The organism is Nonomuraea antimicrobica, assembly GCF_039536965.1.
Classification (GTDB): domain Bacteria; phylum Actinomycetota; class Actinomycetes; order Streptosporangiales; family Streptosporangiaceae; genus Nonomuraea; species Nonomuraea antimicrobica.
Map to the genome: position 1 here is coordinate 196,783 of NZ_BAAAZP010000049.1, position 26,222 is coordinate 223,004.

The following is a 26,222-nucleotide window of genomic DNA, read 5'->3' on the forward strand; positions in this document are numbered from 1 at the left end:
CCATGTACGTCATCCGGCTCGCGGACGGCACCTTGCGCGTACCGCAGAGCCTGACCAGCGAGGACGGGCGACTGATCGGCAACGCGTACGTGGAGGTCCAGCCCGATGACCCCGACTACGAGCAGTGGTTGCCGGAGTCGCTGACCGAGGAGGAGGCCGAGTTGCGCCGCCGCCGCTGGGAAGAGGAGAACGACGACCTGGAGCGGGAGTTCCTGGCCTTCAAGGCGGAGCAGGAGGACGCCTGAGCGGGGGAGGCGTACGTCGGCCTGAGCTACCGGACAGGCGCCAGCCACGGTCGGCGGATGGCGCCGCCCCGTACCTCCCGTACGTACGTGTGGCCGGAAAGCACGCGAACAGTGGGTCCCGCCAGCGGTGATCCTGGCGGCTAGGGCCGCGGATCAGGCGGCCCACCGTGCAGGATCACCGACTTGACGGAACGTCAGACGCGCGGGGACTCACCTGCCGGCCTGTCGGCCGTGAGAACATCCTCGCCTCGCAGAAGGGCGTGGACTTCCGACTCGCGGAAGCGCCGGTGCCCTCCGGGGGTGCGGATACTGCTGATGCGGCCTGCCGCAGCCCAGCGCGTAACCGTCTTTGGGTCAACCCGGAAGAGGGCGGCAACCTCTCCTGGGGTCAGCAGACGCTCGCTGCTACTCTCCACCAATCTCTCCCCCTCGCATCCCGCTTCCTGCCAGCGGGCGGACAGGTACCAGTGTGTCGAGCGAAGCCCGATTTATCCGTGGTTTTCTACAAAGATCACGGGTTGTTATCGGCTGACTGCCCGATTGTTATATGATAGAGCCTCTTTGGGGCTCTCGTGGGTGTTTCTTTACGAAACTCCCTAACTGGGAACAGTAGCAGTGCTCGCGTCCGATGCGAAGAGCGACCGCTCCACAGGTCGGAGTAACCTCGAACCCGTGCGTCCAGTTCTCGTTTACACCCTGCTGCGGATCCTGCTGTTTGGCGTGACCTTCGGTGTCCTCTGGCTGCTCGGGCTGCAACAGCCACTGTTGCTGATCGTGGTGTCCTTCTTGATCAGCGGAGTGGCCAGCTACGTGTTGCTGTCCAGGCAGCGTGACGCCGTGAGCGAGCGTCTCAGCGCCAAGGTCGACCGTCCGAAGCCGCAGAACGACTAGGGCAGGGGGAACATGCCAATCCGGGCATGGTACTCCCGTCCGAGTCGTGTTGTGTCACTACCGACAAGTAGTCCACTGCTGTGCGCGTAAAACGCCTTCACGCCGATCCCCCGCTCGCGTCCGGGATTCCAACTCAGCGCCTTTCCCGTACGCGGATGAATGGCCCCGATGCCCTCACGCGCCACCGCGCCGGGGCCCGCCGAGTCGCGTCCGCGGGGATTGTCCAGCCAGCGCTGGTGCCCGCCGACATACACGGCGGCCCCGGTCACCGCGACCGCGTAGAGCGAATCGCCGCCCGTGGCGTTCACCCAGGTCGGCTTGATGGCCGTGCCCTTGGCGTGGGTCTCGAACCGTGCCGTGGTGTCGCACATCCCGCCCCTGGGGCCGCCCGTGGTGACGACCGCGAAATAGCGGCCGTCGGGGGAGAAGTCGAGGCCGCGCACGTACGAGGGGAAGGCGCTGCTGTTGCACGGGCGCGCGTACGCGTCGGTGCGCCACGGGGCCACCCTGGCGGTGCGGCCGCTGATGTCGATCAGCCCGAGCTGCGGCCGGGACTGGCCGCCCAGCGTGGTGAACGAGCCGTCCACGGCCAGCCTGCCGCCTGAGACGGCCAGCGCGTAGACCTTCACCTTTGCCGTCAGCGGATCGTCCGGCGCGATGTCGAAGGCCGGGTCGGCCGCTCCAGTGGCGGCGTCGAGCCTGGCCAGCGCGACGCGCGGGCTGACGAAGTCGCCGCCGACGTAGAGCTTGGCGCCCTGCCTGGCCAGCGAGGTCACCATGCCCCCGCCGATGCGCGGCTCGAAGCCGGCCACCAGCGAGCCGTCGGCCAGGCGCACCCGGGCCAGCCCGCGCGCTCGCTGGTTGTCGACGCCGTGGAACTCGCCGCCGACGTAGACGGTGCCGTCGTCTCCGGCGGCCAGGCCGTAGACCGGGCCCGCCACGCTCGGCGCGAAGCCGGGCAGGATGCGACCGGTGACCAGGTCATAGGCGAACAGGTTGGCCCGTGGCTGGGCCGTACGGCGGGCCGAGTCGGCGACCTCGGTGAACGAGCCGCCGACGACGACGGTGCGCCCGACGACGGCTATGGCGTTGACGATGCCGTCGAGCACGTGAGGGGTGCTGTCGACCGGGTCGGCCGACACGACCCGCGAATGCGGGACGGGGGTCGAGGCGATGATCGCCGCAAGGGCGACACGGGCAAACATTCGCCAATATCTAGCAGACGTTCGGTAATCATGAGACTACTTTCCGTTGATTGTCCCAGATGGGCATGACAGCGACCCCGAGGGCCCGTCGCAATAGGCTGTGGGGCATGACGCGCGCTCAGTTGGACAAACAGCCGGACGAGGTCGCCGCGATGTTCGATCGCACCGCCCGGCGCTACGACCTGGTCAATGACGTGATCTCCCTCGGGCAGGTCAGGCTCTGGCGCAAGGCGGTGGCCGCCGCCGTCGACGCCGGTCCGGGTGAGCTCGTCCTCGATCTGGGGGCGGGCACGGGCACGTCCACCGACGCGTTCACCACGCTGGGCGCGCGGGCGATCGCCTCCGACTTCTCCCTCGGCATGCTGAGCACGGGGGTGCGCAGGCACGGCGGAAACGCGCTGTCGGGGCCCGGGGTGCCGTTCATCGCGGGTGACGCGCTGCGGCTGCCGTTCGCCGACGACGCGTTCGACGCGGTGACGATCTCGGTGGCGCTGCGCAACGTGCACGACACCGCGCGGGCGCTGCGGGAGATGCTCCGCGTGACGCGGCCGGGCGGGCGGCTGGTGGTGCTGGAGTTCTCCCACGTGACGGTGGGTGCGTTCGACCTGGTCTACCGCGAATACCTGATGCGGCTGCTGCCGAAGGTGGCCACGGTGTTCGGCTCCAACGACGACTCCTACGAGTATCTGGCCGAGTCGATCAGAGACTGGCCCGACCAGCGCACCCTGGCCCGCACGATCCAGGACGCCGGGTGGGAGCGGGTGGCCTGGCGCAATCTCAGCATGGGGATCGTCGCGATACATCGGGGATTCAAGCCCGCCTGACCCTGACCGCTGGCCTTTTCTGTCCTTGCTGTTTTTGGTCGGCCCGTTTTCCTGGGTGTGGATCGTCCAAAACAAGGGCAATTCTTGGCGGCCGATTCCCGGGAGCGGGCGGGGCGGGCCGCGAAATCACTCCGGTGCCCCGGCGCGGCCCCGCGGAAGTCTCGAGACGGCATCGCCTCACCCGCAGGGCTCCGGGCGGCGCGGAGCCTGCTGCTAGCGTGACGATCATGTCTGCGCCACCACAGGCGACACGCCGTCCTCCTGGATCACAAGACAGCACCCCGACTGCCACTATGTGCAGGAAAAGCAGTAGACTGCGGGCCGGTAAGTTTGTGAAGGGGTTCACAAAGGAACGAAGGCGCGACACCCCACGGCCTTCGAGCGTGTAGGGACAGGACAGTCCAGTGACCGTGCCAACAGCCATCCGCCCAGTGCGGGAGCGCGTCGCGAGAGAGCGACGCAGGAGCCGACGAGTGGCGAAGCGGGCGCGACCATGAGCACTGTCGACGCCGACGTCATCGTCGTCGGCGCAGGTCCCGCCGGTTCCGCCGCCGCCTTCTACCTCGCTCGGTCCGGGCTCGACGTGCTGCTCCTGGAGAAGACCAGGTTCCCCCGCGAGAAGGTCTGCGGCGACGGCCTGACCCCCCGCGCGGTCAAGCAGTTGCAGAACATGGGCGTCGACATCGACGCGCCGGGCTGGATCAGGAACAAGGGCCTGCGCGTCGTGGGCGGCGGCCTGCGCTTCGAACTCGACTGGCCGCGCCTTGAGCGCTTCCCCGACTTCGGCCTCGTCCGCACCCGCCAGGACTTCGACCAGATCGTCGCCGCCAACGCGGTCGCGAACGGCGTACGCCTCATGGAGGGCGTCAACGTCACCGGGCCCCTGCTCGACGACCGCAGCGGCCACATCGTGGGCGTGACGACCAAGGACGACCGCGAGTTCCGCGCCCCCCTCGTGGTGGCCGCCGACGGCAACAGCACCCGGCTGGCCCTGGGCATGGGCCTGCACAAGCGGGAGGACCGCCCGATGGGCGTGGCCGTGCGGACCTACTTCGAGAGCCCGCGCCACGACGACGACTACCTCGAGACCTGGCTGGAGCTGTGGGACGGCGACACGCTGCTGCCCGGCTACGGCTGGGTCTTCGGCGTGGGCGACGGCACCTCCAACGTCGGGCTGGGCCTGCTCAACACCAGTGCCCAGTTCAAGAACATCGACTACCGCGACCTGCTGCGCCGCTGGTGCCGGTCGATGCCGGAGGAGTGGGGGTTCACCGAGGAGAACATGACGGGCCCGATCCGCGGCGCCGCGCTCCCGATGGCGTTCAACAGGCAGCCCCACTACACGCGCGGCCTGATGCTCGTCGGAGACTCCGGTGGGTCGATCAACCCGTTCAACGGCGAGGGCATCGCCTACGCCATGGAGACCGGCGAGATCGCCGCCGAGGTCATCGCGCGGGCGTACAAGGAAGCCACCCCCGCGCATCGCGAACGGACGCTGCGGACCTATCCTCGGGTGCTGAAGGACGCCTACGGCGGTTACTTCACGCTCGGGAGGTGGTTCGTCGAGGCGATCGGGAAGCCGGGCGTGATGCGCTTCGGCACCAGGCACGGGTTGCCCCACCCGAGGCTGATGCGCTTCGCGCTCAAACTCCTTGGTAATCTCACCGACCGGCGAGGCGATGCGTCCGACATGATCATAAACGCACTCTCGAAGGTCGCGCCACCAGCATGAATCCCGTAATCAACAGACCCGGCTGCGCGCCCGCGCGCGCGGCGACTCCGGAGGAGGCGTAGCGATGGACCTTTACGTGCCCATCCTGGTGCTCGCCGTTCTCGCGGGGGGCTTCGCGATCTTCTCGGTCGCCATCGCTCCCTTCACCGGTCCCAAGCGCTGGAACCGCGCCAAGCTTGACGCCTACGAATGCGGCATCGAGCCGACGCCCCAGCCTGTCGGTGGTGGACGGTTCCCACTCAAATACATGATCACGGCGATGCTCTTCATCGTCTTCGACATCGAGATCATCTTCCTATACCCGTGGGCCGTCTCGTTCGCTCCGCAGACGGACGACCTCGGCCGCGTACTCTCCTCGGGCCTCGGCCTGTTCGCGCTCGTCGAGATGCTGCTGTTCATCGTCACCGTGCTCGTCGCCTACGCGTACGTGTGGCGCCGCAAGGGTCTGGACTGGGACTGAAAATGGGAATTGAAGAAAAACTCCCCAGCGGGTTCATCCTCAGCACGGTCGAAGCGGCCGCCGGATGGGCGCGCAAGAACTCCGTATGGCCGGCCACGTTCGGCCTCGCATGTTGCGCCATCGAGCTGATGGCCACCGGCGGCCCCCACTACGACCTGGCGCGCTTCGGTATGGAGCGCGCTTCGGCGTCTCCCCGCCAGGCCGACCTCATGATCGTCGCCGGGCGCGTGTCGCAGAAGATGGCCCCCGTCCTGCGCCAGATCTACGACCAGATGGCCGAGCCCAAGTGGGTCATCTCCATGGGCGTGTGCGCCTCCAGCGGCGGGATGTTCAACAACTACGCCATCGTGCAGGGTGTCGACCACGTCGTCCCCGTCGACATCTACCTGCCGGGCTGCCCGCCGCGGCCGGAGATGCTCATCGACGCGATCGTGAAGCTGCACGACAAGATCCAGAACATGAAGTTCGGCGCGCACCGGGCCAAGCAGATCGAGGAGCTCGAGCTGCAGGCGCTGCGCACGCTGCCGCTGATCGAGCAGGGGGCCGCGAAGTGACGTCGCCCGACAACCTCCCCGAGGTCCCAGAAGCGCAGGTCCCCGAGGTGCCGGCGGCCCAGGAGCCGCCGATCGCCCGGCACGGCATGTTCGGCGCCCACGACACCGGCGACACCTCCGGCTACGGCGGCCTCGTCGTACGCCGGGCGCCGGAGATCTCCACGCCGCGCCCGTACGGGGGCTACTTCGACGAGATCGTCGACAGCCTGGCCCTCGACGACGCCATCGATCGGGTGGTCGTCGACCGCGGCGAGCTGACCCTGCACGTCAAGCGCGAGCGCCTGGTCGAGGTCTGCCAGAAGCTGCGCGACGACCCCGCCCTGCGCTTCGAGCTGTCGCTCGGCGTGTCCGGCGTGCACTACCCCCACCTGGTGGGCGAGGAGCTGCACGCGGTCATCCACCTGTGCTCGATCACCCACAACCGGCGGGTCCGCGTCGAGGCGAGTGCGCCCGACTCCGACCCGCACATTCCATCCACGGTGAGCGTTTACCCTGGTCACGACTGGCATGAGCGCGAGACGTACGACTTCTTCGGGATCGTCTTCGACGGCCACCCCGCGCTCACCCGGATCATGATGCCGGACGACTGGGACGGGCACCCCCAGCGCAAGGACTACCCGCTCGGCGGCATCCCGGTCGAATACCGCGGCGCCACCATCCCGTCGCCCGACCAGAGGAGGAGCTACTCATGAGCACCGCTTATGACGAGGCGACCGAGGGCAAGGTCTATTCGGTCACCGGCGCCGACTGGGACGAGGTCGTCACCGGCGTACGCGACTCCGAGGAAGAGCGCCTCGTCGTCAACATGGGCCCGCAGCACCCGTCCACGCACGGCGTGCTCCGGCTGGTGCTGACGCTCGACGGCGAGACGGTCACCGAGGCGCGCGGCGTCATCGGCTACCTGCACACCGGCATCGAGAAGAACATGGAATACCGGACGTGGACCCAGGGGACCACGTTCGTGACCCGCATGGACTACCTCTCGCCGATCTTCAACGAGACCGCGTACTGCCTGGGCGTGGAGCGGCTGCTCGGCGTCACCGAGCGCATCCCCGAGCGGGCGCAGGCCATCCGCGTGATGATGATGGAGCTCAACCGCATCGCCTCGCACCTGGTGGCCATGGGCACGTTCGGCATGGAGCTGGGCGCGACCACGCCGTTCCTGTTCGGGTACCGCGACCGCGAGATGGTCATGGACCTGTTCGAGTACATCACCGGTCTGCGCATGAACCACGCCTACATCAGGCCGGGCGGCGTGAGCGTCGACCTGCCCGCGGGCGCGGTCGACAAGGTCGGTGAGTTCCTCAAGGAGATGCCCAAGCGGATCAAGGACATCCGCAAGCTCCTCGACGAGAACCCCGTCTACCTGCGCCGCACCAAAGACGTGGCCTACCTCGACCTGACCGGCTGCATGGCGCTCGGCGTCACCGGGCCCATCCTGCGCGCCGCCGGCCTCCCATGGGACCTGCGCAAGTCGCAGCCCTACTGCGGCTACGAGACGTACGAGTTCGACGTCGCCACCGAGCGCGGCTGCGACGTCTACTCGCGCTACCTCGTCCGCATGAAGGAGATGGAGGAGTCCCTCAAGCTCGTCGAGCAGGCTCTCGACCGCATCGCCGGCCCGCTCAAGGGCGACCCGGTGATGATCGAGGACAAGAAGATCGGCTGGCCCGCGCAGCTCGCGCTCGGCCCCGACGGGTTCGGCAACTCGCCCGACCACATCGCCCACATCATGGGCACCTCGATGGAGGCCCTCATCCACCACTTCAAGCTGGTGACCGAGGGCTTCCGGGTGCCGGCCGGGCAGGCGTACGCCAGCATCGAGTCGCCCAAGGGCGAGCTGGGCGTCCACGTGGTCAGCGACGGCGGCACGCGCCCCTACCGCGTGCACTTCCGCGAGCCGTCCTTCTGCAACCTGCAGAGCTTCCCCGCCATGGCGGAGGGCGGCCAGGTCGCCGACGTGATCGCCGCGGTGGCTTCTATCGACCCCGTCATGGGAGGTGTGGACAGATGAGCGCGTTGCGCGAGCGAACGATGGGTCACCACACGGTTGATGTCATGAGTGCGCCGGAGGCACGGTCATGACGTATTCACCGGAGGTCCGCGAGCGTCTGGAGAGAGACGCCAAGGAGATCATCGGCCGCTACCCCAAGGCGCGCTCGGCCCTGCTGCCGCTGCTGCACCTCGTGCAGTCGGAGGACGGCTACGTCTCCGACGACGGGCAGGAGTTCTGCGCCGAGATGCTGGGCGTCAGCAAGGCCGAGGTCACGGGCGTAGTGACCTTCTACACCATGTACAAGCGCAAGCCCGCCGGTGACTATCACGTCGGCGTGTGCATCAACGCGCTGTGCGCTGTCATGGGCGGCGACCAGATCTGGGAGGAGCTGTCGGAGCACGTCGGCGTCGGTCACGACGAGGCGACCCCCGACGGCAAGGTCTCGCTGGAGCGCATCGAGTGCAACGCGGCCTGCGACTTCGCCCCCGTCATGATGGTCAACTGGGAGTTCTTCGACAACCAGACGCCTGAGTCGGCCAAGCAGCTCGTCGACGACCTGCGTGACGGCAAGGATGTGCGGCCCACGCGCGGCCCGAAGAAGCTGTGCACCTTCAAGGAGGCCTCGCGGGTGCTCGCCGGCCTGCCCGACGACCTCGCGGGCGACGGCCCGTCGGCCGCCGGCGCCTCGCTGGAGGGCCTGAAGGTCGCCAAGGCCAAGGGATGGAAGGCCCCAGAAGCATGACCACGACTCTGACACCGGTCCTGACCGCGAACTGGGACCAGCCCAACTCCTTCACCCTCGACGTCTACGGCGAGTACGGGGCCGCGAGGAAGGCGCTGGGCATGGACCCCGACGCCGTCATCCAGGCCGTCAAGGACTCGGGCCTGCGCGGCCGCGGCGGCGCGGGCTTCCCCACCGGCATGAAGTGGGGCTTCATCCCGCAGGGTGACGGCAAGCCGCACTATCTCGTCGTCAACGCCGACGAGTCGGAGCCGGGCACCTGCAAGGACATCCCGCTGATGATGGCCAACCCGCACTCGCTGGTCGAGGGCATCATCATCACGGCGTACGCGATCAGGGCCAACCACGCCTTCATCTACGTGCGCGGAGAGGTGCTGCACGTCATCCGGCGGCTGCACGCGGCCGTGCGGGAGGCGTACGAGAAGGGGTATCTCGGCAACGACATCTTCGGCTCCGGCTATGACCTGGAGCTGGTCGTGCACAGCGGCGCGGGCGCCTACATCTGTGGCGAGGAGACCGCCCTGCTCGACTCGCTCGAAGGCTTCAGAGGTCAACCGCGGCTCAAGCCCCCGTTCCCGGCCGTGGCGGGCCTGTACGCCTCGCCTACTGTCGTGAACAACGTCGAGTCGATCGCCAGTGTTCCCTCGATCATCGCCAACGGGGCCGACTGGTTCGCCGGGATGGGCACCGAGAAGTCGAAGGGCTTCGGCATCTTCTCCCTCAGCGGCCACGTCACCAGGCCCGGCCAGTACGAGGCCCCGCTCGGCATCACGCTGCGCGAACTGCTCGACATGGCCGGCGGCATCCGCGAGGGGCACCGGATCAAGTTCTGGACCCCGGGCGGCTCCTCCACCCCGATCTTCACCGACGAGCACCTCGACGTGCCGCTCGACTTCGAGGCGGTGGGCGCCAAGGGCTCCATGCTCGGCACCCGCGCGCTGCAGATCTTCGACGAGACCACCTGCGTGGTCCGCACCGTGCTGCGCTGGACCGAGTTCTACGCCCACGAGTCCTGCGGCAAGTGCACGCCCTGCCGCGAGGGCACGTACTGGCTCAAGCAGGTGCTCAAGCGCCTGGAGAAGGGCCAGGGCAGCGAGGACGACCTGGTCACGATCACCGACATCGCCGACAACATCCTGGGCCGCTCGTTCTGCGCCCTGGGCGACGGCGCGACGAGCCCCATCCACTCCTCGGTGAAGCACTTCCGTGAGGAGTACCTCAAGCACTTCGAGATCGGCGGCTGTCCGTTCGACCCGAAGAAGTCCACTCTCTGGGGTGAGCAGTGACAGTCGTAGAGACCCAGACGAACCTGGTGACCCTGACCATCGACGGGTTCCAGGTCAGTGTCCCCAAGGGCACGTTGATCATCAGAGCCGCCGAGCTGCTGGGCATCCAGATCCCCAGGTTCTGCGACCATCCGCTGCTCGACCCGGCGGCCAACTGCCGTCAGTGCCTGGTCGACATCCCCGACGCGGGCAACGGCCGCGGTTTCCCCAAGCCGCAGCCGTCGTGCGCGATCGAGGTCGCCGAGGGCATGGTGGTGCAGACCCAGCTCACCTCCCCGGTCGCCGAGAAGGCGCAGCGCGGGGCCATGGAGCTGCTGCTCATGAACCACCCGCTCGACTGCCCGGTCTGCGACAAGGGCGGTGAGTGCCCGCTGCAGAACCAGGCCATGTCCAACGGCCAGGGCGAGTCGCGCTTCCAGGAGCAGAAGCGCACCTTCCCCAAGCCGCTGCCGCTGTCCACGCAGGTGCTGCTCGACCGCGAGCGTTGCGTCCAGTGCGCGCGCTGCATCCGCTTCTCCGACCAGATCGCCGGTGACCCGCTCATCGAGTTCTTCGAGCGCGGGGCCAAGGAGCAGGTGCGTACGGCCGAGGGCAAGCCGTTCAACTCCTACTTCTCCGGCAACACGGTGCAGATCTGCCCGGTCGGCGCGCTCACCGGCGCCGCCTACCGGTTCAGGGCCCGCCCGTTCGACCTGGTCTCCACGCCCAGCGCGTGCGAGCACTGCGCCTCCGGCTGCGCCCAGCGCACCGACCACCGGCGCGGTCGCGTCACCCGCCGCCTGGCGGGCAACGACCCGCAGGTGAACGAGGAGTGGAACTGCGACAAGGGCCGCTGGGCCTTCACCTACGCCACGCAGCCCGACCGGCTCAAGCAGCCGCTGGTCCGAAACGAGGACGGCGTGCTCGTGCCCGCCTCGTGGCCGGAGGCGCTGGCGGTGGCCGCCGAAGGGCTGGCCAAGGCCCGCGGCAAGGCCGGCGTGCTGGTCGGCGGCCGGGTCACGGTCGAGGACGCCTACGCCTACGCCAAGTTCGCCCGCCTCGCGCTCGGCACCAACGACATCGACTTCCGCGCCCGGCCGCACTCCGCCGAGGAGGCGCAGTTCCTGGCCCACGCGGTGGCCGGCAAGGGCATCGAGATCAGCTACGCCGACCTCGAGAACGCCCCGCACGTCCTGCTCGTCGGGTTCGAGCCCGAGGAGGAGTCGCCGATCGTCTTCCTGCGCCTGCGCAAGGCGTGGCTGAAGAAGGGCCTGAAGGTCACCTCGATCGCGCCGTTCGCCTCCCCGGGCCTTGCGAAGATGGGCGGCACGCTCATCCGCACCGCGCCTGGCACCGAGGCCGACGCGATCGGCGACCTGGTCGGCACGCTGGCCGAGGGCACGATCGTGATGGCCGGTGAGCGCCTGGCCACCATCCCGGGCGCGCTGTCCGCGGTCGTCCGCCTGGCCGCCCTCTCCGACGCCAGGATCGCCTGGATCCCGCGCCGGGCCGGTGAGCGCGGCGCGGTCGAGGCCGGCGTGCTGCCCAACCTGCTGCCGATCGGCCGCCCGGTGGACGACGAGACCGCCCGCGCCGAGGTCGCCAGGGCGTGGAACGTGGCCTCGCTGCCCGCCGCCCCCGGCCGCGACACCGCCGGCATCCTCGCCGCCGCCCGCGACGGCGAGCTGGACGCGCTGGTCGTCGCCGGCGTCGACCCCTACGACCTGGCCGACCCGGCGACGGCGCTCGAAGCCCTTGAGCACACGCCGTTCATCGTCAGCCTGGAGATCCGCGCCAGCGCCGTCACCGACCGCGCCGACGTGGTCCTGCCCGTCGCCGCCGTGCAGGAGAAGAGCGGCACGTTCGTCAACTGGGAGGGCAGGGGCCGCTCGTTCGAGGCGCCGCTCAGGGTGCCGGGCCTGCAGTCCGACCTGGCGGTCGTCGGCAACCTGGCCGACCGGCTGGACGTGCACCTGGGCCTGCCGGACGCCAAGGCCGCCCGGCGCGAGCTGTCCGGGCTCGGCTCCTGGCGCGGCAGCCGGGTCAGCGCGCCCAACGCACTGACCCGCACCCAGGAGATGCCGGAGCCGGGGCAGGCGCTGCTGGCCACCTGGCACCTGCTGCTCGACGAGGGCAGGCTGCAGGACGGCGAGCCGTACCTCGCGGGCACCGCCCGCACCGCCGAAGCGCTGGTCTCGGGGAGCACCGCGGCCGAACTGGGCGTGGCCGACGGCGACAAGCTCGTCGTGGGCGGCACGGAGACCGGCACCGTGACGCTGCCGGTAAGGATCGCCGACCTGCCGGACCGGGTGGTCTGGGTGCCGGCCAACAACGGCGGCTGCTCGGTCACGCGTGACCTGCGTGCGGTGGCCGGCGACATCGTCACCATCGGGAGCGCCTCATGACCCACGTTCTCGCGGCCGATCCCACCCTCGCCGACTTCGGCAAGGACCCACTGTGGATCACCATCATCAAGGCCGTGATGCTGTTCCTCTTCCTCATGCTGGGCGTCATGATGTTCGTCTGGTACGAGCGCAAGCTCATCTCCTGGATGCAGAACCGGCGCGGCCCCAACAGGGCCGGCAAGTTCGGCCTGCTCCAGTCGGTGGCCGACGCCATCAAGATGGGGCTGAAGGAGGACATCTTCCCGCGGACCGTGGACAAGGTGCTCTATTTCCTGGCCCCGGTGATCATGGTGGTGCCGGCGTTCCTGGCCTTCTCCATCATCCCATTCGCGGGGAAGGTGAACCTGTTCGGCGTGGAGACGCCGCTGCAACTGGTGGACCTGCCGGTGGCGGTGCTGTTCATGCTGGCCATGGGCGCGCTGTCGGTCTACGGCGTGGTGCTCGCCGGATGGTCGTCGCGCTCGCCGTACGCGCTGCTCGGCGGTCTGCGCTCGGCGGCCCAGGTGGTCTCGTACGAGATCGCGATGGGGTTGTCGTTCGTGGCCGTCTTCCTGTTCGCCGGGACGCTGTCCACCTCGGAGATCGTCAAGGCGCAGGAGAGCACCTGGTTCGCGGTGCTGCTGATCCCGTCGTTCCTGATCTACGTGATCTGCATGTTCGGCGAGGCCGCGCGCATCCCGTTCGACCTGCCGGAGGGCGAGGGCGAGCTGGTCGGCGGCTTCCAGACCGAATACTCCTCGTCGCTGAAGTTCGCCCTGATCATGATGGGCGAATACCTGCACACCTTCACCGCCTCCGCCATCGCCGTCACCCTGTTCCTGGGCGGCTGGCGGGCGCCGTTCCCGATCTCGTTGTGGGAGGGCGCCAACCTGGGCTGGTGGCCGGTGCTGTGGTTCTTCATCAAGTTCGTGCTGACCTTCAGCTTCATCGTGTGGGTCAGGGCCTCGCTGCCGCGAGTCCGCTACGACCAGCTCATGTCCCTGGGCTGGAAGGTGCTGATCCCGGTCAACCTGGCCTGGATCCTGCTGGTGGCCGCGGTCCGCAACGTGGTGGTCAACGAGGGCGACAGGACGCTCGGCATCGCGCTCGGCGTGGTCATCGTGATCGGGGCGCTGGCCATCTGGATGCGGTTCGACACCGTCAACCAGCGGCGCAAGGAGGCCATGAAGGCACAGGTAGAGGCCGAGTTCGAGGAACTGTCCAACGAGCCGACGGCCGGCGGCTTCCCTGTGCCGCCGCTCGACCTGCCGCACTACCACGGGGTGCAGCACAAGGAGATTCCCAGTGGGACTAACTGACTGGCTGAACCCCGTCAAAGGCTTCGGGGTCACCTTCCACACGATGTTCAAGAAGCCTGTCACGACGAACTACCCGGAGGAGAAGAAGCCGACGGCTCCGCGCTTCCACGGGCGTCACCAGCTCAACCGCTGGCCCGACGGGCTGGAGAAATGTATCGGATGCGAGCTGTGCGCCTGGGCGTGTCCGGCCGACGCGATCTACGTCGAGGGCGCGGACAACACCGAGGAGGAGCGCTTCTCGCCGGGCGAGCGTTACGGGCGCACGTACCAGATCAACTATCTGCGGTGCATCCTGTGCGGCCTGTGCATCGAGGCGTGCCCGACCCGCGCGCTCACCATGACCAACGAGTACGAGCTCGCCGACACCAACCGCGAGAGCCTCATCTACACCAAGGAGATGCTGCTCGCGCCCCTGACCCAGGGCATGGAACAGCCGCCGCACCCCATGCGGCTCGGTGAGACCGAAGAGGACTACTACCGGCTGGGGCGGACCAATGGGTGAGACCATCACGTTCTGGGTGCTCGCCGTCGTCTCCGTCGGCGCCGCGCTCGGCATGGTCTTCAACCGGAAGGCCGTCTACTCCGCGCTGATGCTCGGCACGGTGATGCTCTGCCTGGCCGTCCTGTACGCCGTGCAGGACGCGCCCTTCCTGGCCGCGGTGCAGATCATCGTCTACACCGGCGCGATCATGATGCTGTTCCTGTTCGTGCTCATGCTCGTCGGCGTCGACTCTTCCGACTCCTTCGTCGAGACGCTCAAGGGCCAGCGCTTCTGGGCCATCCTCGCGGGACTCGGCTTCCTGGCGCTGTTCGTGCTGGCCATCGGCAACGCGGTCTTCGCTCCGCAGGTCGGGCTGGCGGCGGCCACGCAGCAGGGCGGCTACATCCGCTCGATCGCGCTGCAACTGTTCACCAAGTACGTGTTCGCGTTCGAGATCACCTCGGCGCTGCTGATCACCGCCGCGCTCGGCGCGATGGTGCTCGCGCACCGCGAGCGGCTCACCGAGAAGGTCACGCAGAAGGACCTGGCCCGCGCCCGGTTCCTGGGCGACCAGCCCTCGCCGCTGCCCGGCCCCGGCACGTACGCCAGGAACAACGCCATCGACATGCCGGCGCTGCTGCCCGACGGGTCGGTCGCGGAGTCCTCGGTCAACCGCTACATCGCGCGCTACGACGTCGAGCACGACCACCTGCCCGAGAACCCCAAGCTCGCCGAGGCCATCAAGCACACGGCCGAGGAGGACGAGGCGCGCGCCGACGTCGACAAGGACGCCGAGCGGGACGCCGAGACCAATGAGGTGACCAAGTGACCACGCACTACCTGGTCCTGTCCGGGCTGCTCTTCGCCATCGGCGCGATCGGCGTGCTGGTCAGGCGCAACGCGATCGTGGTGTTCATGTGCGTCGAGCTGATGCTCAACGCCTGCAACCTCGCCTTCGTCACCTTCTCCAGGCAGGTCGGCAACCTGGAAGGCCAGATCATCGCGTTCTTCGTGATGGTGGTGGCCGCGGCCGAGGTCGTGGTCGGCCTGGCAATCATCGTGACGATCTTCCGAACCCGCAGGTCAGCGTCCGTCGACGACGCGAACCTGCTGAAGTACTAAGAGGTGACTGGTGGAATCTCAAATCGCTGAGATCGTCCAGCACACCGGTGGAGTGATCGGCGTCTCCTGGCTGATGATCGCCTTCCCGCTCGTCGGGGCGTTCATCCTGCTGGTGTTCAACCGGTTCACCGACCGCTGGGGCCATCTGCTGGGCGTGGCCATGTCCCTCGCCTCGTTCGTCGTGGCGGTGCTGGCGTTCTTCGAGCTGATCGGACTCGGGGAGGAGGCGCGCCGCCGGGCCGTCCATCTCTTCGAGTTCATCCCGGGCATGCCCGGCGAGCCGGCCATGGTCGACATGGGGCTGCTCATCGACCCGCTGTCGATCAGCTTCGCCCTGCTGATCACCGGTGTGGGCTCGCTGATCCACATCTACTCCATCGGCTACATGGCCCACGACGAGCACCGGCGCAGGTTCTTCGCCTATCTCAACCTGTTCGTCGCGGCGATGTTGCTGCTGGTGCTGGCCGACAACTACGTGGGCCTGTTCATCGGCTGGGAGGGCGTCGGTCTGGCGTCGTACCTGCTGATCGGGTTCTGGCAGTTCAAGCCGTCGGCGGCGGTCGCGGCGAAGAAGGCGTTCGTGGTCAACCGCGTCGGTGACTTCGGGCTGCTGGTCGGCATGTTCGTCATCTGGACCACGTTCGGCACCCTGGCCTTCAAGGACCTGGGCGCCCAGGTCAACGGCGTACAGAACGGCACCACGCTGGCCATCGGCCTGCTGCTGCTCCTCGGGGCGTGCGGCAAGTCGGCGCAGCTCCCGCTGCAGTCCTGGCTCCTCGACGCCATGGAGGGCCCGACCCCGGTCTCGGCCCTGATCCACGCCGCGACCATGGTCACCGCCGGCGTCTACCTCGTGGTCCGCTCGGGGGCGTTCTTCTTCCCCGAGGGCTCGGGCGCCGCGCTGGCCGTCGCCATCGTCGGCGCGGCCACGCTGCTCGCCGGTGCGATCATCGGTTGCGCGAAGGACGACATCAAGAAGGGCCTGGCCGGTTCGACGATGTCGCAGATCGGCTACATGATGCTGGGCGCGGGCTTCGGCCCGGCGGGCTACGCGTTCGCGATCGGCCACCTGATCACGCACGGCTTCTTCAAGGCCGACATGTTCCTCGGCGCCGGCTCGGTCATGCACGGCATGAACGACGAGGTGAACATGCGCAAGTACGGCGGCCTGCGCAAGTACATGCCGATCACCTTCGTCACGTTCTTCATCGGCTACCTGGCGATCATCGGGTTCCCGCTGCTGTCCGGCTACTTCACCAAGGACGGCATCATCGAGACCGCGGTGCACCACCAGCCGGTGCTCGGCTGGCTGGCCGTGCTGGGCGCGGGCATCACCGGCTTCTACATGTCTCGGATGGTCTTCATGACCTTCTTCGGCGAGAAGCGCTGGGCCGACGACGCCCACCCGCACGAGTCGCCGACCGTGATGACCGTGCCGCTGATGATCCTGTCGCTGGGCGCGCTGGGCCTGGGCGGCTACCTCGTCCTGGGCGGCACCCTGTACGACTTCCTGCGTCCGGCCGTGGGCGGCACGCCGGAAGGGGCGCCGCACTTCGACCCGTTCACCACGCCGGGTCTGGCCACGCTGGCGCTCGTCGCGGTCGGCGCGGTCTTCGCCTGGATGCGGTACGGCCGGGCCACGGTGCCGTCGGTGCAGCCGCGCGGCTCCTTCCTCACCACGTTCGCCCGGCGCGACCTGTACGGTGACGCGCTCAACGAGTCGCTCTTCATGCGCCCCGGCCAGTGGCTGACCCGCATCGCGGTGTTCTTCGACAACCGGGGCATCGACGGGCTGGTCAACGGTCTGGCGGCAGGCGTCGGCGGCACCTCCGGGCGCCTGCGGCGGATCCAGACGGGCTTCGCCAGAACGTACGCGCTGTCCATCCTGATCGGTGCCGCCCTGCTGACCGGCGCCCTGCTCTTCGTTGGGAACATCTGATGTCACCCTGGCTTCCGATACTCATGGCGGTGCCCGTGGTGGGCGCCATCGTGGTGGCCCTGCTTCCCAAGGGCAGTGACAAGCTGGCCAAGCAGGTCACGCTGCTGGTCTCGCTGCTGGTGCTGGTCCTGACGGGCGTCATGGCCGCCGGGTTCAAGCCCGGCGGCGAGCGGTTCCAGTTCACCGCCGAGTACAACTGGATCCCGAGCTTCGGCGTGAAGTTCGGGGTCGGCGTGGACGGCGTGGCGCTCGTGCTCATCGCCCTGTCGGTGGTGCTCGTGCCGATCGTGGTGCTGGCCTCCTGGCACGACGCCGACGGCGTCAAGACCGCCGACGGCACGCTGATCACGCCCAAGCGGTCGGTGAAGACGTACTTCTCGCTGCTGCTGGTGCTCGAGACGATGATGATCGGCGTCTTCGCGGCGACCGACATCTTCCTGTTCTACGTCTTCTTCGAGGCCATGCTGATCCCGATGTACTTCATGATCGGGTCGTACGGCGGCGCCCAGCGGTCGTACGCGGCCGTCAAGTTCCTGCTGTACTCGCTGTTCGGCGGCCTGCTCATGCTGGTCGCGGTCATCGGGCTCTTCGTGGTCGCGGGCAAGCAGTCGTTCATGTTCCCCGAGCTGGTCGGGGCCATCCAGGACCCGGTCATGCAGAAGTGGCTGTTCGCCGGGTTCTTCATCGCCTTCGCGATCAAGGCCCCGCTGTGGCCGGTGCACACGTGGCTGCCCGACGCGGCCGCCCAGGCCCCGGCCGGTGCGGCGGTGCTGCTGGTGGGCGTGCTGGACAAGGTCGGCACCTTCGGGATGCTGCGCTTCTGCCTGGAGCTGTTCCCCGACGCCGCCAAGGCGTTCACGATGCCGATCGTCGTACTGGCGGTCATCAGCATCATCTACGGCGCCATCGTGGCCATCGGGCAGACCGACATGAAGCGGCTCATCGCCTACACGTCGATCTCGCACTTCGGCTTCATCGTGCTGGGCGTGTTCGCCATGTCCGGCGTCGCCCAGTCCGGGGCGGCCCTCTACATGGTCAACCACGGCTTCGCCACCGGCGCGCTGTTCCTGGCCGCGGGCTTCCTCATCGCCAGGCGCGGCTCGCCGTTCCTCGGCGACTACGGAGGCGTGCAGAAGGTCGCGCCGCTGCTGGCGGGCTTCTTCCTGGTCGCCGGTCTGGCCGGTCTGTCGCTGCCGGGCCTGTCGTCCTTCGTCAGCGAGTTCATGGTCATGATCGGCACCTACTCCAGCACGGCCCACGGCTCGGGCGCGCTGACGGCGGCGGCGATCATCTCCGCGGTGGCCGTGGTCCTGGCGGCCGTCTACATCCTGTGGATGGTCCAGCGGGTCATGAACGGCCCCACGGCCGAGCCGGTCAAGGCGTTCAGGGACCTGAACGCCCGGGAGGTCTGGGTGCTGGCCCCGCTGGTCGCCCTGATCATCGGGTTCGGCTTCTACCCCAAGCCGCTGCTGGACGTGATCAACCCGTCGGTGCAACACACGCTGACCAACGTGAAGGTACCCACCTCCACCATCGCTGAGAAGGGGACAGGCCAGTGAACCCCGCCATCGAAGCGCCGACGATCGAGTACGGCACGCTGGCGCCGCTGCTGGTCGTCTTCGGTGCGGCCGTCATCGGCGTGCTCGTCGAGGCGTTCGCGCCGCGCTACCTGCGCAAGTCCATCCACGTGCCGCTCACCCTGCTGAGCCTGGCCGGCGCGTTCGCGCTGGTCCTGGTGCAGACGATGCGCGGCCAGGTGTCCACCACGGCCTCCGCCATGGGCGCGGTCGCCGTCGACGGGCCGTCGCTGTTCATCTGGGGCGTCATCCTCGTCCTGTCGTTCGTCTGCGTGCTGCTGATCAACGACGAGGGGCACTTCGTGGCCTCCGCCGCGGCCGTGCCCGGCAGCGCCGACGAGGAGGAGGCCGAGGCCCACGACAACGGCAGCGGCCAGACCGAGGTCTACCCGCTGGTCCTGTTCGCGGTCGGCGGCATGCTGCTGTTCCCGGCCGCGCACGACCTGCTGATGATGTTCGTGGCCCTCGAGGTCATGTCGCTGCCGCTGTACCTGCTGTGCGGCCTGGCCCGCAAGCGTCGCCTCCTGTCCCAGGAGGCGTCGATGAAGTACTTCCTGCTGGGCGCGTTCTCCTCGGCGTTCTTCCTGTACGGCACCGCCATGGTCTACGGCTTCGCCGGCACCGTCTCGCTGCCGGGCATCAACCAGGCCCTGGCCGGGGCCAGCGGGCTCGAGCCGCTGCTGCTGATCGGGTTCTCGATGCTCGCCGTGGGCCTGCTGTTCAAGATCGGCGCGGCGCCGTTCCAGGCGTGGAAGCCGGACGTCTACCAGGGCGCCCCCACCCCGATCACCGCCCTCATGGCCTCCGGCACGCTCGTGGCGGCCGTCGGGGCCGTGCTGCGGGTGTTCTGGGTGGGTCTGGGCAACCTCGACTGGGAATGGCGACCGGTCATCTGGGGTGTGGCCGCGCTCACCATGATCGTGGGCTCGATCCTGGCGATCACGCAGACCGAGATCAAGCGCATGCTGGCGTACTCGTCCATCGCGCACGCCGGCTTCCTGCTGGTCGGTGTGATGGCCACGTTCGGCAGCGCCGAGGGGAACGCGGGCTCGCTCAAGGCGATCCTGTTCTACCTGGCGGTCTACGGCATCACCACGGTCGGGGCGTTCGCGGTGCTGACGCTCGTACGCGACCCGGGCGGTGAGGCGGGACACCTGTCACGCTGGGCCGGGCTCGGCAAGCGCGCGCCGGTGCTGTCCGGGGTGTTCGCCTTCTTCCTGCTGGCCTTCGCCGGCATCCCGCTGACGAGCGGCTTCTTCGGCAAGTACGCCGTCTTCGCCGCCGCGCTGAACAGCGGGACGCAGCCCGGCGACTCGATGGGCGGCTGGATGGCCGGCCTGGTCGTCGTCGGTGTCGTGGCCTCCGCGATCGCGGCGTTCTTCTACGTCCGCGTGATCGTGCTGATGTTCTTCAGCGAGCCCGCCGCCGACGGCCCGGCCATCGCGGCCCCCAGTATGGGGACCGTGGCCGTCATCGCAGTTTCGTTGCTGGTTACGGTAGGAGTGGGGCTCTACCCGGAGTCCGTGCTCGGTGTTGCCAACGACGCTGCAAGCAGCCTGTTCATCAGATAAGGGGATCTGTATGTCTGCGCCTCCCGTGGTTGACCTTCCCATTGAGGACGAACGGTTGGCGCAGGATGTGACCAACGGACTGGCCGCGGTCGAGAAGCTCCTGCGCTCGTCGGTGGAGAGTGAGGACGCCTTCGTCACGGAGGCGTCCAAGCACCTCATCGAGGCGGGGGGCAAGCGGTTCCGTACGTTGATGGTGCTGCTGGCCGCCCAGTTCGGCGACGCGTCGGCGCCGGGCGTGGTGCCCGGCGCCGTGGTCATCGAGCTGACCCATCTGGGCTCGCTCTACCACGACGACGTCATGGACGAGGCCCCGGTGCGCCGGGGCTCGCCCTCCGCCAACGCCCGGTGGGACAACACCGTGGCCATCCTCACCGGCGACTACCTGTTCGCCCAGGCCTCCGACCTCCTCGCCGACCTCGGCCCCGAGCTGATCCGGGTGCAGGCCCAGACGTTCTCCCGTCTCGTCCAAGGGCAGATCCGCGAGACCATCGGCCCGCGTGACGGGGAGGACCCCGTCGGGCACTACCTGCACGTCCTGGCCGACAAGACGGGGTCGCTGATCGCCGCCTCCGGCCGCTTCGGCGCGCTGCTCTCCGGCGCCCCCGCCGACGTGGAGGAGCGCCTGAGCCGCGCCTGCGAGGCGATCGGCGTGGCCTGGCAGCTCGGGGACGACCTGCTCGACGTGGCCTCCACGGGCGCCGAGTCGGGCAAGACACCCGGCACCGACCTCAAGGAGGGCATCAAGACCCTCCCGGTCCTGTACGCGCTCGCCGCCGGCGACCACCCCCGCCTGACCGCCCTGATGTCGGGCCCGGTCGCCGACGAGGACCTCGACGAGGCCCTCTCCCTGCTCCGCGCCCACTCGGGGATGGCGCGGGCGCGGGCGGAACTGGACGCCTGGGTGGACCGGGCGCGCGATGACATCTCGGGCCTGCCCGACATCCCGGCCAAGGACGCGTTCCTGGCCCTCTGCGACTACGTGGTCGAACGCTCGGGCTGAGCCTTCGGTGTGGTGACGCGGCTCCGGGCGGCGGTGCGAGCCGTCCGGAAGCTGTCGTACGTGAAGATCGCCAGGGCCAGCCACACGATCGAGAACCCGATCCACCGGCTGGACGGCATGACTTCCCCGACGATCAGCACCCCGCACGCGAACTGCAGGATCGGCGCGATGTACTGCAGCACCCCGATCGTGCTCAACGGCACCCGGATGGCCGCCGCCCCGAAGCAGATCAGCGGCACGGCGGTGATGAGCCCGGCCCCGACCAGCAGCGCCGTATGCCACACCCCTTCCCGCCCGAACGTGGCCGCACCGGTGCCCTGAAGGAAGACCAGGTACGCCAGCGCCGGCACCAGCAGCACCAGCGTCTCGACCGCCAGGCTCTCCGTGGCCGCCACGTTGGCCTGCTTCTTCACCAGGCCGTAGAGCCCGAAGCTGAACGCCAGCGTCAGGGCGATCCACGGCAGCCGCCCGTAGTCGATCGTCAGCACCAGCACCGCCAGCGCCGCGAACCCGACGGCCACCCACTGCAACGGCCGCAGCCTCTCACGCAGCAGCACGACCCCGAACAGCACGCTGACGAGCGGGTTGATGAAGTAGCCGAGTGCGCTCTCCACCACGTGACCGGTGTTGACCGCGTAGATGTAGGTGCCCCAGTTGACGGTCACGACGACGGCGGCCACGGTCAGCAGGGCGAGCTTGGCGGGCTGCCGGGCGATCTGCTTGATCCAGGACCAGTGCCTACGTACGGCGAGGGCGGCGACCACGACGACCAGGGACCACACCATGCGGTGGGCGAGGATCTCGACGGATCCGGAGGGCTTGAGCAGCGGCCAGTAGAGGGGGAACAGGCCCCACATGGTGTAGGCGGCGATCCCGAACAAGACGCCACGCCGAAGGTCAGGCATGTCCTCCAGTTTCGAGCATTGCCACCTTTAAACACAAATTTCGTCTATTGAATGGAAATGTGTAGCGATCCTAAAGTGTTGGCCTCTGTGTAGGCTGGATCTGACCTATGGAGGTAGCGCTATGGGCTGGCTGTTCGGCGGCAACAAGACATCGATGGTCCGACCTGAAGACGCCCTTCCGGGCCGCGCGGAGCAGATGCCCGTGCCGCCCCGCCACGCCGTCCTCGACGCCCCCTTGGCGCCTCCGTACCCGGAGGGGCTGGAGACCGCCGACTTCGGGCTCGGCTGCTTCTGGGGCGCCGAACGCAAGTTCTGGCAGACCCCGGGGGTCGTCACGACGGCCGTCGGATACCAGGGGGGCCAGACGCCCAACCCCACGTACGAAGAGGTGTGCAGCGGGCTCACGGGCCACACGGAGGTCGTCCGGGTCGTCTTCGACCCCGCGAAGGTCTCGTACGAGGAGCTCTTGAAGGTCTTCTGGGAGGCCCACGACCCCACCCAGGGCATGCGCCAGGGCAACGACCTCGGGACACAGTACCGCTCGGCGATCTACTACCACTCGCCGGAGCAGCAGAAGGCGGCGGAGGCGTCGCGGGACGCGTACCAGCGGGTGCTGAAGGAGGCGGGCTACGACGAGATCACCACAGAACTCGCCCCAGCGGGCCCGTTCTACTACGCCGAGGACTATCACCAGCAATATCTTTTTAAAGTGCCGGACGGCTACTGTGGGATCGGCGGCACGGGTGTGACCTGCCCGGTGGGTATCGCGCCTGCCGGAGAGTGAGGCGTTGACCAGCAAATGTCTGCCCGTTGGTCTGGTGTCCGGCGAGGCGTGAACCTGCGGAAGAGCTAGGTTCTAGCTCTTGATCGCCCTGCCTGCCGGTTTCGATCAAGGGCTAGAGCGCACCGAAGGGGGCGGCATTCTGGTTCGATGCCTGGACGCGGTCCTCCTGGCGGGCTTGAACGAGCGGCCGGGTTTCGTCGCCCGGTTCGGGGCTCCCCCTCCCGCACTGGCCTCGCGGAGATTCACACCTTCTTCGCTCATCCGGATCTCTGGGACAGTGGCATGTCCATGATCCTTCTGATGGCCATCTTCGACCGTGTGCGCCCGTAAGCCGCTAGCGATTTTGCTTGCGTTTATTTCGTCTGTTGCGGATACAGCGGAGAGGGGGTGACTCATGACTGACGTGCAGGCCAAGCGAGTTCAGCCGGGAAGCATCGATGCCGAGGTAGCCGGTCGCGCGGTACGCAGGATCAAGGATTACCTCATGCGGTATCCCGAGCAGCCGACCGTACATGTCGCAGGTGAGCACGGGGACGAGGACCCCTTGATCCTGCCTCGTGAAGCCGTGACCCTGCTTGCCTTCATTCTTGCCCAAGCAGCCGAAGGGCGCGGAGTCACGGTGATTCCATCGCATGCTGAGCTGACGACACAGCAAGCGGCGGACATGCTGAACGTCTCACGCCCGTATGTGATCAAACTTCTGGAGACGGGAGAAATTCCCTTCCGGTTGATCGGCAAGCACCGCCGAATCAAGTCCGAGGATTTCCACGAATACAGGCGTCGCGATGACGCCAAGCGCCGGACCGCGGCCGACGAGCTCGCTGCGCTGGGGCAAGAGTTGGGCATCTGAGCCATGACATTCGTGGTGGTCTACGACGCGAACGTGTTGTACGGCAACACCCTGGGTGACCTGCTCATTCGTCTCGCCATGACGGGACGGGTGCAAGCCAGGTGGACCAACGGCATCCCTGACGAGATGCAGCGCAACCTCGCCGCCAACCGGCCCGACATTCCTGCGGAGAAGCTCGACAAGCTCCCGGTGCCTGATGAACTCCGCTGTCTGAGACTGCCTTGTCGAGGGGTATGAGCCACTGATCGAAGGGCTGAAGCTTCCCGATGCTGGTGATCGGCATGTGCTGGCTGCGGCGATCAAAGTGGGCGCGACGGCCATCGTTACGTTGAATTTCAAGGACTTCCCTGCCGACTACTTGGCTCCATGGGATATCGAGGTGAAGTCGCCCGATGACTTCGTGCTGGACCAAATCGACCTGGACGGAAGGGTCGTCTGGGCTTGTGTGCAGCAGATCGCGGACTCACGGACCAGCCCGCCGGAGACCGTTGATGATGTGCTCGACGCTTTGGAGGCGGCGGGCCTCGTCGAAGCGGTCGCGGCCCTTCGAGCCGGCTGAAGTCCTCCTACTGGATCTGTAGCGCGAAGCCAAGCGCTACCACCAGCAATAATTGTGGAAGAACTCGAACGGCTATTGCGGCATCGGTGGCACGGGCGTCGCCTGCCAGGTCGGCCTGGCCTCCGGCGAGGCGTAGAGCCGCGGGGCCCTGGCGGGGGAGCCGAGGGTCTCTGTCCTGCTCTGCTCTCCGCCGGAGATGCCGTTGGGTAGGTGCCGGATAACTTTGAGTGATCGGATCTCCGCAATCGTATGACCGCCGTGGGCCCTGGCCATAGCATCGTTGCTATGGCCTGGGGTAGCGTGGGGCTGGAACCGGAAGTCCGGGAGTGGCTCGAGAAGCTCTCGGCAGAGTCGTTCGCGCGAGCGGCTTTCTCTATTGACCTGCTGGCGGCGGAAGGCCCGCTGCTGGGAGAACCGTACACGCGACAGCTCGATGGCAAGCTGCGCGAGCTGCGGTTCTACCTTGATGAGCTAACGATGCGGATCAGATACTGGATCGCTCCGGAGCGGCGGATCATCCTTCTGACGGTTTTCCGCAAAACGCGCATGAGGGAAGATCGAGAAGTGGAGCCGGCGCGGCGGGCGTTGTTCCGTTGCAAGGATGAGGCGCACTCGGCGGCCGAGGAGTGGTGATGACCGAGCGGACCGATTGGGCCGATCTCCGGGACAGACGACTGTCCGAGCCCGGGGCGGCAGAGGCTTACGACGCTGCCCGTCTCGCCTTTGAACTTGGTCGGGCGGTAAGAGAGATGCGGGAATCTCGCGGGTGGAGTCAGAGTGAACTGGCTCGTGCGGCTGACATGACACAGTCAGCCGTGGCCCGGTTCGAAGGAGGGGGCACCGTTCCGACGCTGCCGGTCCTCGAGCGACTGGCCAGGGCTCTGGACGCTGATCTGGAGGTACGGATCAGTCCACGTGCGCCCGCAGCCTGAGTCTGATTTGTCGTGCGAGATGAAGTGCTGCCGTCGGCAGTGCTTGTTCAAGGTTCCGGACGGATGCTGCAAGATCGGCGGGACGGGTGTCTTCTGTTCGGTGGGTCTGACCTCCGGCGAGGCGTAGACCTGCGGAAATAGCCCGATCCTGGCCTGTGATCGGCTGGTTGCTCCGGTGCCGATCACGGGCCAGATTCGCTTGCGGCGACGATCTTCATTGGGCTGGGGGCGATCGACGGCCTAGGGCATTGGTGTGGTCGAGCGGGGCGTTCGTCGGTGTTGCCGGGTTCATGCCGGGTAAGGGGCGGTTTCGCGGGCCGATCGGAGGGCGCCGGCCCACCAGGCCAGTTGGTCGAGCAGTGTCTTGGCGTACCCGGAGGACTCGGGGTCGAGTGGGCGACCGTCCTGCCACGCCGTGTAGTAGAAGGGGAAGGACAGACCGTCGCGAATGGTCACCGCGTGCAGCTCGGTCAGTACGTTCTCCAGGTGCAGCACGGCATGCCGCCCGCCCGCCGCGCCGCCGTAGCTGACGAAGGCGACGGGCTTGGCCGTCCAGTGGGTGAAGTGCCAGTCGATGGCCGCCTTCAGTGACGCGGGATAGCTGTGGTTGTACTCCGGCGTGACCACGATGAACGCGTCAGCGCGATCCAGGGCCGAGGTCAGCGGCGCCATTCCGGCCGGACGCGGGTAGTCCTCGTCGGAGAACTTCGGCGACACGTCTGGGAGGGCCAGTGGGAGCTCGACCTGCGCCAGATCGACGACCTCCACCTCGAATCCACCATGAGTACGGGCCTGATCGGCGACCCACGAGGCCACCACCGGACCGAACCGGCCCTCGCGGACGCTGCCAACGATGATCGCCAGATTGTGCTTGTCATTCATGTC

The 26,222-nt window shown here is 67.8% G+C and carries 29 protein-coding genes; 25 read left to right on the plus strand and 4 right to left on the minus strand.

Features of this window, described 5'->3' with window-relative positions:
• The first annotated feature begins 2 nt into the window (after positions 1-2).
• Positions 3-245, plus strand: a complete 243-nt coding sequence (locus tag ABD844_RS14150) for a hypothetical protein (RefSeq protein ID WP_344876868.1) — start codon at positions 3-5, stop codon at positions 243-245.
• 194 nt (positions 246-439) lie between these two features.
• On the opposite strand, the gene ABD844_RS14155 is transcribed toward ABD844_RS14150, so the two are convergent.
• A complete protein-coding gene (locus ABD844_RS14155) occupies positions 440-661 on the minus strand; it encodes a BldC family transcriptional regulator (RefSeq protein ID WP_026214226.1) in 222 nt (73 codons plus the stop codon).
• A 256-nt stretch (positions 662-917) separates the two neighbouring features.
• Between ABD844_RS14155 and ABD844_RS14160 the strand changes: the two genes are divergently transcribed.
• The gene (locus ABD844_RS14160) at positions 918-1,136 is read left to right on the plus strand and encodes a DUF4229 domain-containing protein (RefSeq protein ID WP_344876871.1); all 219 of its coding nucleotides are present in this window, start codon (positions 918-920) and stop codon (positions 1,134-1,136) included.
• On the opposite strand, the gene ABD844_RS14165 is transcribed toward ABD844_RS14160, so the two are convergent.
• Positions 1,133-2,341 (minus strand): hypothetical protein, encoded by a 1,209-nt coding sequence (locus ABD844_RS14165; protein WP_344876873.1) that lies wholly within the window; start codon positions 2,339-2,341, stop codon positions 1,133-1,135. The genes ABD844_RS14160 and ABD844_RS14165 overlap by 4 nt on opposite strands.
• 107 nt (positions 2,342-2,448) lie before the next feature.
• Between ABD844_RS14165 and ABD844_RS14170 the strand changes: the two genes are divergently transcribed.
• The 17 genes from ABD844_RS14170 (at position 2,449) to ABD844_RS14250 (ending at position 21,307) form a co-directional block, all read left to right on the plus strand.
• The gene (locus ABD844_RS14170; protein ID WP_344876875.1) at positions 2,449-3,165 is read left to right on the plus strand and encodes a demethylmenaquinone methyltransferase; all 717 of its coding nucleotides are present in this window, start codon (positions 2,449-2,451) and stop codon (positions 3,163-3,165) included.
• Positions 3,166-3,658: 493 nt separating this feature from the next.
• Positions 3,659-4,897 (plus strand): geranylgeranyl reductase family protein, encoded by a 1,239-nt coding sequence (locus tag ABD844_RS14175; RefSeq protein WP_344876877.1) that lies wholly within the window; start codon positions 3,659-3,661, stop codon positions 4,895-4,897.
• A 64-nt stretch (positions 4,898-4,961) separates the two neighbouring features.
• Positions 4,962-5,357, plus strand: coding sequence for an NADH-quinone oxidoreductase subunit A (locus tag ABD844_RS14180; RefSeq protein WP_080043646.1), 396 nt, complete (start codon positions 4,962-4,964; stop codon positions 5,355-5,357).
• Positions 5,358-5,359: 2 nt separating this feature from the next.
• The gene (locus ABD844_RS14185; RefSeq protein WP_344876880.1) at positions 5,360-5,911 is read left to right on the plus strand and encodes a NuoB/complex I 20 kDa subunit family protein; all 552 of its coding nucleotides are present in this window, start codon (positions 5,360-5,362) and stop codon (positions 5,909-5,911) included.
• Positions 5,908-6,603 carry an NADH-quinone oxidoreductase subunit C gene (locus ABD844_RS14190; protein ID WP_425568557.1) on the plus strand — a complete coding sequence of 232 codons (696 nt, stop codon included), beginning with the start codon at positions 5,908-5,910 and terminating at the stop codon, positions 6,601-6,603. The genes ABD844_RS14185 and ABD844_RS14190 overlap by 4 nt, the downstream gene beginning before the upstream one ends.
• Positions 6,600-7,925: an NADH-quinone oxidoreductase subunit D gene (locus ABD844_RS14195; protein WP_344876882.1), complete on the plus strand. Its 1,326-nt coding sequence runs from the start codon at positions 6,600-6,602 to the stop codon at positions 7,923-7,925. Before ABD844_RS14190 ends, ABD844_RS14195 begins: the two co-directional genes overlap by 4 nt.
• 67 nt (positions 7,926-7,992) lie before the next feature.
• Positions 7,993-8,649, plus strand: a complete 657-nt coding sequence (gene nuoE, locus ABD844_RS14200; RefSeq protein WP_344876884.1) for an NADH-quinone oxidoreductase subunit NuoE — start codon at positions 7,993-7,995, stop codon at positions 8,647-8,649.
• Positions 8,646-9,935: an NADH-quinone oxidoreductase subunit NuoF gene (nuoF, locus tag ABD844_RS14205; RefSeq protein WP_344876886.1), complete on the plus strand. Its 1,290-nt coding sequence runs from the start codon at positions 8,646-8,648 to the stop codon at positions 9,933-9,935. Before nuoE ends, nuoF begins: the two co-directional genes overlap by 4 nt.
• Entirely contained in the window at positions 9,932-12,319 is a 2,388-nt protein-coding gene (locus ABD844_RS14210; protein ID WP_344876888.1) for an NADH-quinone oxidoreductase subunit G, read from the plus strand. The genes nuoF and ABD844_RS14210 overlap by 4 nt, the downstream gene beginning before the upstream one ends.
• Positions 12,316-13,617 carry an NADH-quinone oxidoreductase subunit NuoH gene (nuoH, locus tag ABD844_RS14215; RefSeq protein ID WP_344876890.1) on the plus strand — a complete coding sequence of 434 codons (1,302 nt, stop codon included), beginning with the start codon at positions 12,316-12,318 and terminating at the stop codon, positions 13,615-13,617. Before ABD844_RS14210 ends, nuoH begins: the two co-directional genes overlap by 4 nt.
• Positions 13,604-14,119: an NADH-quinone oxidoreductase subunit NuoI gene (gene nuoI, locus ABD844_RS14220; protein WP_308193318.1), complete on the plus strand. Its 516-nt coding sequence runs from the start codon at positions 13,604-13,606 to the stop codon at positions 14,117-14,119. Before nuoH ends, nuoI begins: the two co-directional genes overlap by 14 nt.
• The gene (locus tag ABD844_RS14225) at positions 14,112-14,927 is read left to right on the plus strand and encodes an NADH-quinone oxidoreductase subunit J (protein WP_344876895.1); all 816 of its coding nucleotides are present in this window, start codon (positions 14,112-14,114) and stop codon (positions 14,925-14,927) included. The genes nuoI and ABD844_RS14225 overlap by 8 nt, the downstream gene beginning before the upstream one ends.
• Entirely contained in the window at positions 14,924-15,220 is a 297-nt protein-coding gene (gene nuoK / locus ABD844_RS14230; protein ID WP_344876897.1) for an NADH-quinone oxidoreductase subunit NuoK, read from the plus strand. Before ABD844_RS14225 ends, nuoK begins: the two co-directional genes overlap by 4 nt.
• Before the next feature lie 73 nt (positions 15,221-15,293).
• On the plus strand, positions 15,294-17,159 hold the full coding sequence (gene nuoL / locus ABD844_RS14235; RefSeq protein ID WP_344877072.1) for an NADH-quinone oxidoreductase subunit L: 1,866 nt from the start codon (positions 15,294-15,296) through the stop codon (positions 17,157-17,159).
• Entirely contained in the window at positions 17,159-18,718 is a 1,560-nt protein-coding gene (locus ABD844_RS14240; protein WP_344876899.1) for an NADH-quinone oxidoreductase subunit M, read from the plus strand. Before nuoL ends, ABD844_RS14240 begins: the two co-directional genes overlap by 1 nt.
• Complete coding sequence (nuoN, locus tag ABD844_RS14245) at positions 18,715-20,307, plus strand: NADH-quinone oxidoreductase subunit NuoN (protein WP_344876901.1); 1,593 nt, start codon at positions 18,715-18,717, stop codon at positions 20,305-20,307. The genes ABD844_RS14240 and nuoN overlap by 4 nt, the downstream gene beginning before the upstream one ends.
• 10 nt (positions 20,308-20,317) lie before the next feature.
• A complete protein-coding gene (locus ABD844_RS14250; RefSeq protein WP_344876903.1) occupies positions 20,318-21,307 on the plus strand; it encodes a polyprenyl synthetase family protein in 990 nt (329 codons plus the stop codon).
• On the opposite strand, the gene rarD is transcribed toward ABD844_RS14250, so the two are convergent.
• Positions 21,283-22,212 (minus strand): EamA family transporter RarD, encoded by a 930-nt coding sequence (rarD, locus tag ABD844_RS14255; protein WP_344876905.1) that lies wholly within the window; start codon positions 22,210-22,212, stop codon positions 21,283-21,285. The genes ABD844_RS14250 and rarD overlap by 25 nt on opposite strands.
• Positions 22,213-22,333: 121 nt before the next feature.
• Here rarD and msrA point away from each other — a divergent pair, with 121 nt between their 5' ends.
• The 6 genes from msrA (at position 22,334) to ABD844_RS14285 (ending at position 25,337) form a co-directional block, all read left to right on the plus strand.
• Positions 22,334-22,996, plus strand: a complete 663-nt coding sequence (gene msrA / locus ABD844_RS14260; RefSeq protein ID WP_344876907.1) for a peptide-methionine (S)-S-oxide reductase MsrA — start codon at positions 22,334-22,336, stop codon at positions 22,994-22,996.
• Positions 22,997-23,390: 394 nt separating this feature from the next.
• Positions 23,391-23,846 carry a helix-turn-helix domain-containing protein gene (locus ABD844_RS14265; protein WP_344876909.1) on the plus strand — a complete coding sequence of 152 codons (456 nt, stop codon included), beginning with the start codon at positions 23,391-23,393 and terminating at the stop codon, positions 23,844-23,846.
• Positions 23,847-23,849: 3 nt separating this feature from the next.
• Positions 23,850-24,083, plus strand: a complete 234-nt coding sequence (locus ABD844_RS14270) for a hypothetical protein (RefSeq protein ID WP_344876911.1) — start codon at positions 23,850-23,852, stop codon at positions 24,081-24,083.
• Between the two features lie 46 nt (positions 24,084-24,129).
• Entirely contained in the window at positions 24,130-24,405 is a 276-nt protein-coding gene (locus tag ABD844_RS14275) for a VapC50 family PIN domain-containing toxin (RefSeq protein WP_344876913.1), read from the plus strand.
• Between the two features lie 285 nt (positions 24,406-24,690).
• The gene (locus ABD844_RS14280; RefSeq protein WP_344876915.1) at positions 24,691-25,038 is read left to right on the plus strand and encodes a type II toxin-antitoxin system RelE/ParE family toxin; all 348 of its coding nucleotides are present in this window, start codon (positions 24,691-24,693) and stop codon (positions 25,036-25,038) included.
• On the plus strand, positions 25,038-25,337 hold the full coding sequence (locus ABD844_RS14285) for a helix-turn-helix domain-containing protein (RefSeq protein WP_344876917.1): 300 nt from the start codon (positions 25,038-25,040) through the stop codon (positions 25,335-25,337). Before ABD844_RS14280 ends, ABD844_RS14285 begins: the two co-directional genes overlap by 1 nt.
• A 288-nt stretch (positions 25,338-25,625) precedes the next feature.
• Here the strand turns inward: ABD844_RS14285 and ABD844_RS14290 are convergent, their stop codons facing one another.
• On the minus strand, positions 25,626-26,219 hold the full coding sequence (locus ABD844_RS14290) for an NADPH-dependent FMN reductase (RefSeq protein WP_344876919.1): 594 nt from the start codon (positions 26,217-26,219) through the stop codon (positions 25,626-25,628).
• Between the last annotated feature and the right edge of the window lie 3 nt (positions 26,220-26,222).

Excerpts from the sequence above, each read along its gene's own strand:
- ABD844_RS14150 (WP_344876868.1), top strand. The coding sequence starts at position 3 with ATGTACGTCATCCGGCTCGCGGACGGCACCTTGCGCGTACCGCAGAGC.
- ABD844_RS14165 (WP_344876873.1), bottom strand. The coding sequence starts at position 2,341 with ATGTTTGCCCGTGTCGCCCTTGCGGCGATCATCGCCTCGACCCCCGTC.
- ABD844_RS14170 (WP_344876875.1), top strand. The coding sequence starts at position 2,449 with ATGACGCGCGCTCAGTTGGACAAACAGCCGGACGAGGTCGCCGCGATG.
- ABD844_RS14175 (WP_344876877.1), top strand. The coding sequence starts at position 3,659 with ATGAGCACTGTCGACGCCGACGTCATCGTCGTCGGCGCAGGTCCCGCC.
- ABD844_RS14180 (WP_080043646.1), top strand. The coding sequence starts at position 4,962 with ATGGACCTTTACGTGCCCATCCTGGTGCTCGCCGTTCTCGCGGGGGGC.
- ABD844_RS14185 (WP_344876880.1), top strand. The coding sequence starts at position 5,360 with ATGGGAATTGAAGAAAAACTCCCCAGCGGGTTCATCCTCAGCACGGTC.
- ABD844_RS14195 (WP_344876882.1), top strand. The coding sequence starts at position 6,600 with ATGAGCACCGCTTATGACGAGGCGACCGAGGGCAAGGTCTATTCGGTC.
- nuoE (WP_344876884.1), top strand. The coding sequence starts at position 7,993 with ATGACGTATTCACCGGAGGTCCGCGAGCGTCTGGAGAGAGACGCCAAG.
- nuoF (WP_344876886.1), top strand. The coding sequence starts at position 8,646 with ATGACCACGACTCTGACACCGGTCCTGACCGCGAACTGGGACCAGCCC.
- nuoH (WP_344876890.1), top strand. The coding sequence starts at position 12,316 with ATGACCCACGTTCTCGCGGCCGATCCCACCCTCGCCGACTTCGGCAAG.
- ABD844_RS14225 (WP_344876895.1), top strand. The coding sequence starts at position 14,112 with ATGGGTGAGACCATCACGTTCTGGGTGCTCGCCGTCGTCTCCGTCGGC.
- nuoL (WP_344877072.1), top strand. The coding sequence starts at position 15,294 with ATGATCGCCTTCCCGCTCGTCGGGGCGTTCATCCTGCTGGTGTTCAAC.
- ABD844_RS14240 (WP_344876899.1), top strand. The coding sequence starts at position 17,159 with ATGTCACCCTGGCTTCCGATACTCATGGCGGTGCCCGTGGTGGGCGCC.
- ABD844_RS14250 (WP_344876903.1), top strand. The coding sequence starts at position 20,318 with ATGTCTGCGCCTCCCGTGGTTGACCTTCCCATTGAGGACGAACGGTTG.
- rarD (WP_344876905.1), bottom strand. The coding sequence starts at position 22,212 with ATGCCTGACCTTCGGCGTGGCGTCTTGTTCGGGATCGCCGCCTACACC.
- msrA (WP_344876907.1), top strand. The coding sequence starts at position 22,334 with ATGGGCTGGCTGTTCGGCGGCAACAAGACATCGATGGTCCGACCTGAA.
- ABD844_RS14265 (WP_344876909.1), top strand. The coding sequence starts at position 23,391 with ATGACTGACGTGCAGGCCAAGCGAGTTCAGCCGGGAAGCATCGATGCC.
- ABD844_RS14270 (WP_344876911.1), top strand. The coding sequence starts at position 23,850 with ATGACATTCGTGGTGGTCTACGACGCGAACGTGTTGTACGGCAACACC.
- ABD844_RS14280 (WP_344876915.1), top strand. The coding sequence starts at position 24,691 with ATGGCCTGGGGTAGCGTGGGGCTGGAACCGGAAGTCCGGGAGTGGCTC.
- ABD844_RS14285 (WP_344876917.1), top strand. The coding sequence starts at position 25,038 with ATGACCGAGCGGACCGATTGGGCCGATCTCCGGGACAGACGACTGTCC.
- ABD844_RS14290 (WP_344876919.1), bottom strand. The coding sequence starts at position 26,219 with ATGAATGACAAGCACAATCTGGCGATCATCGTTGGCAGCGTCCGCGAG.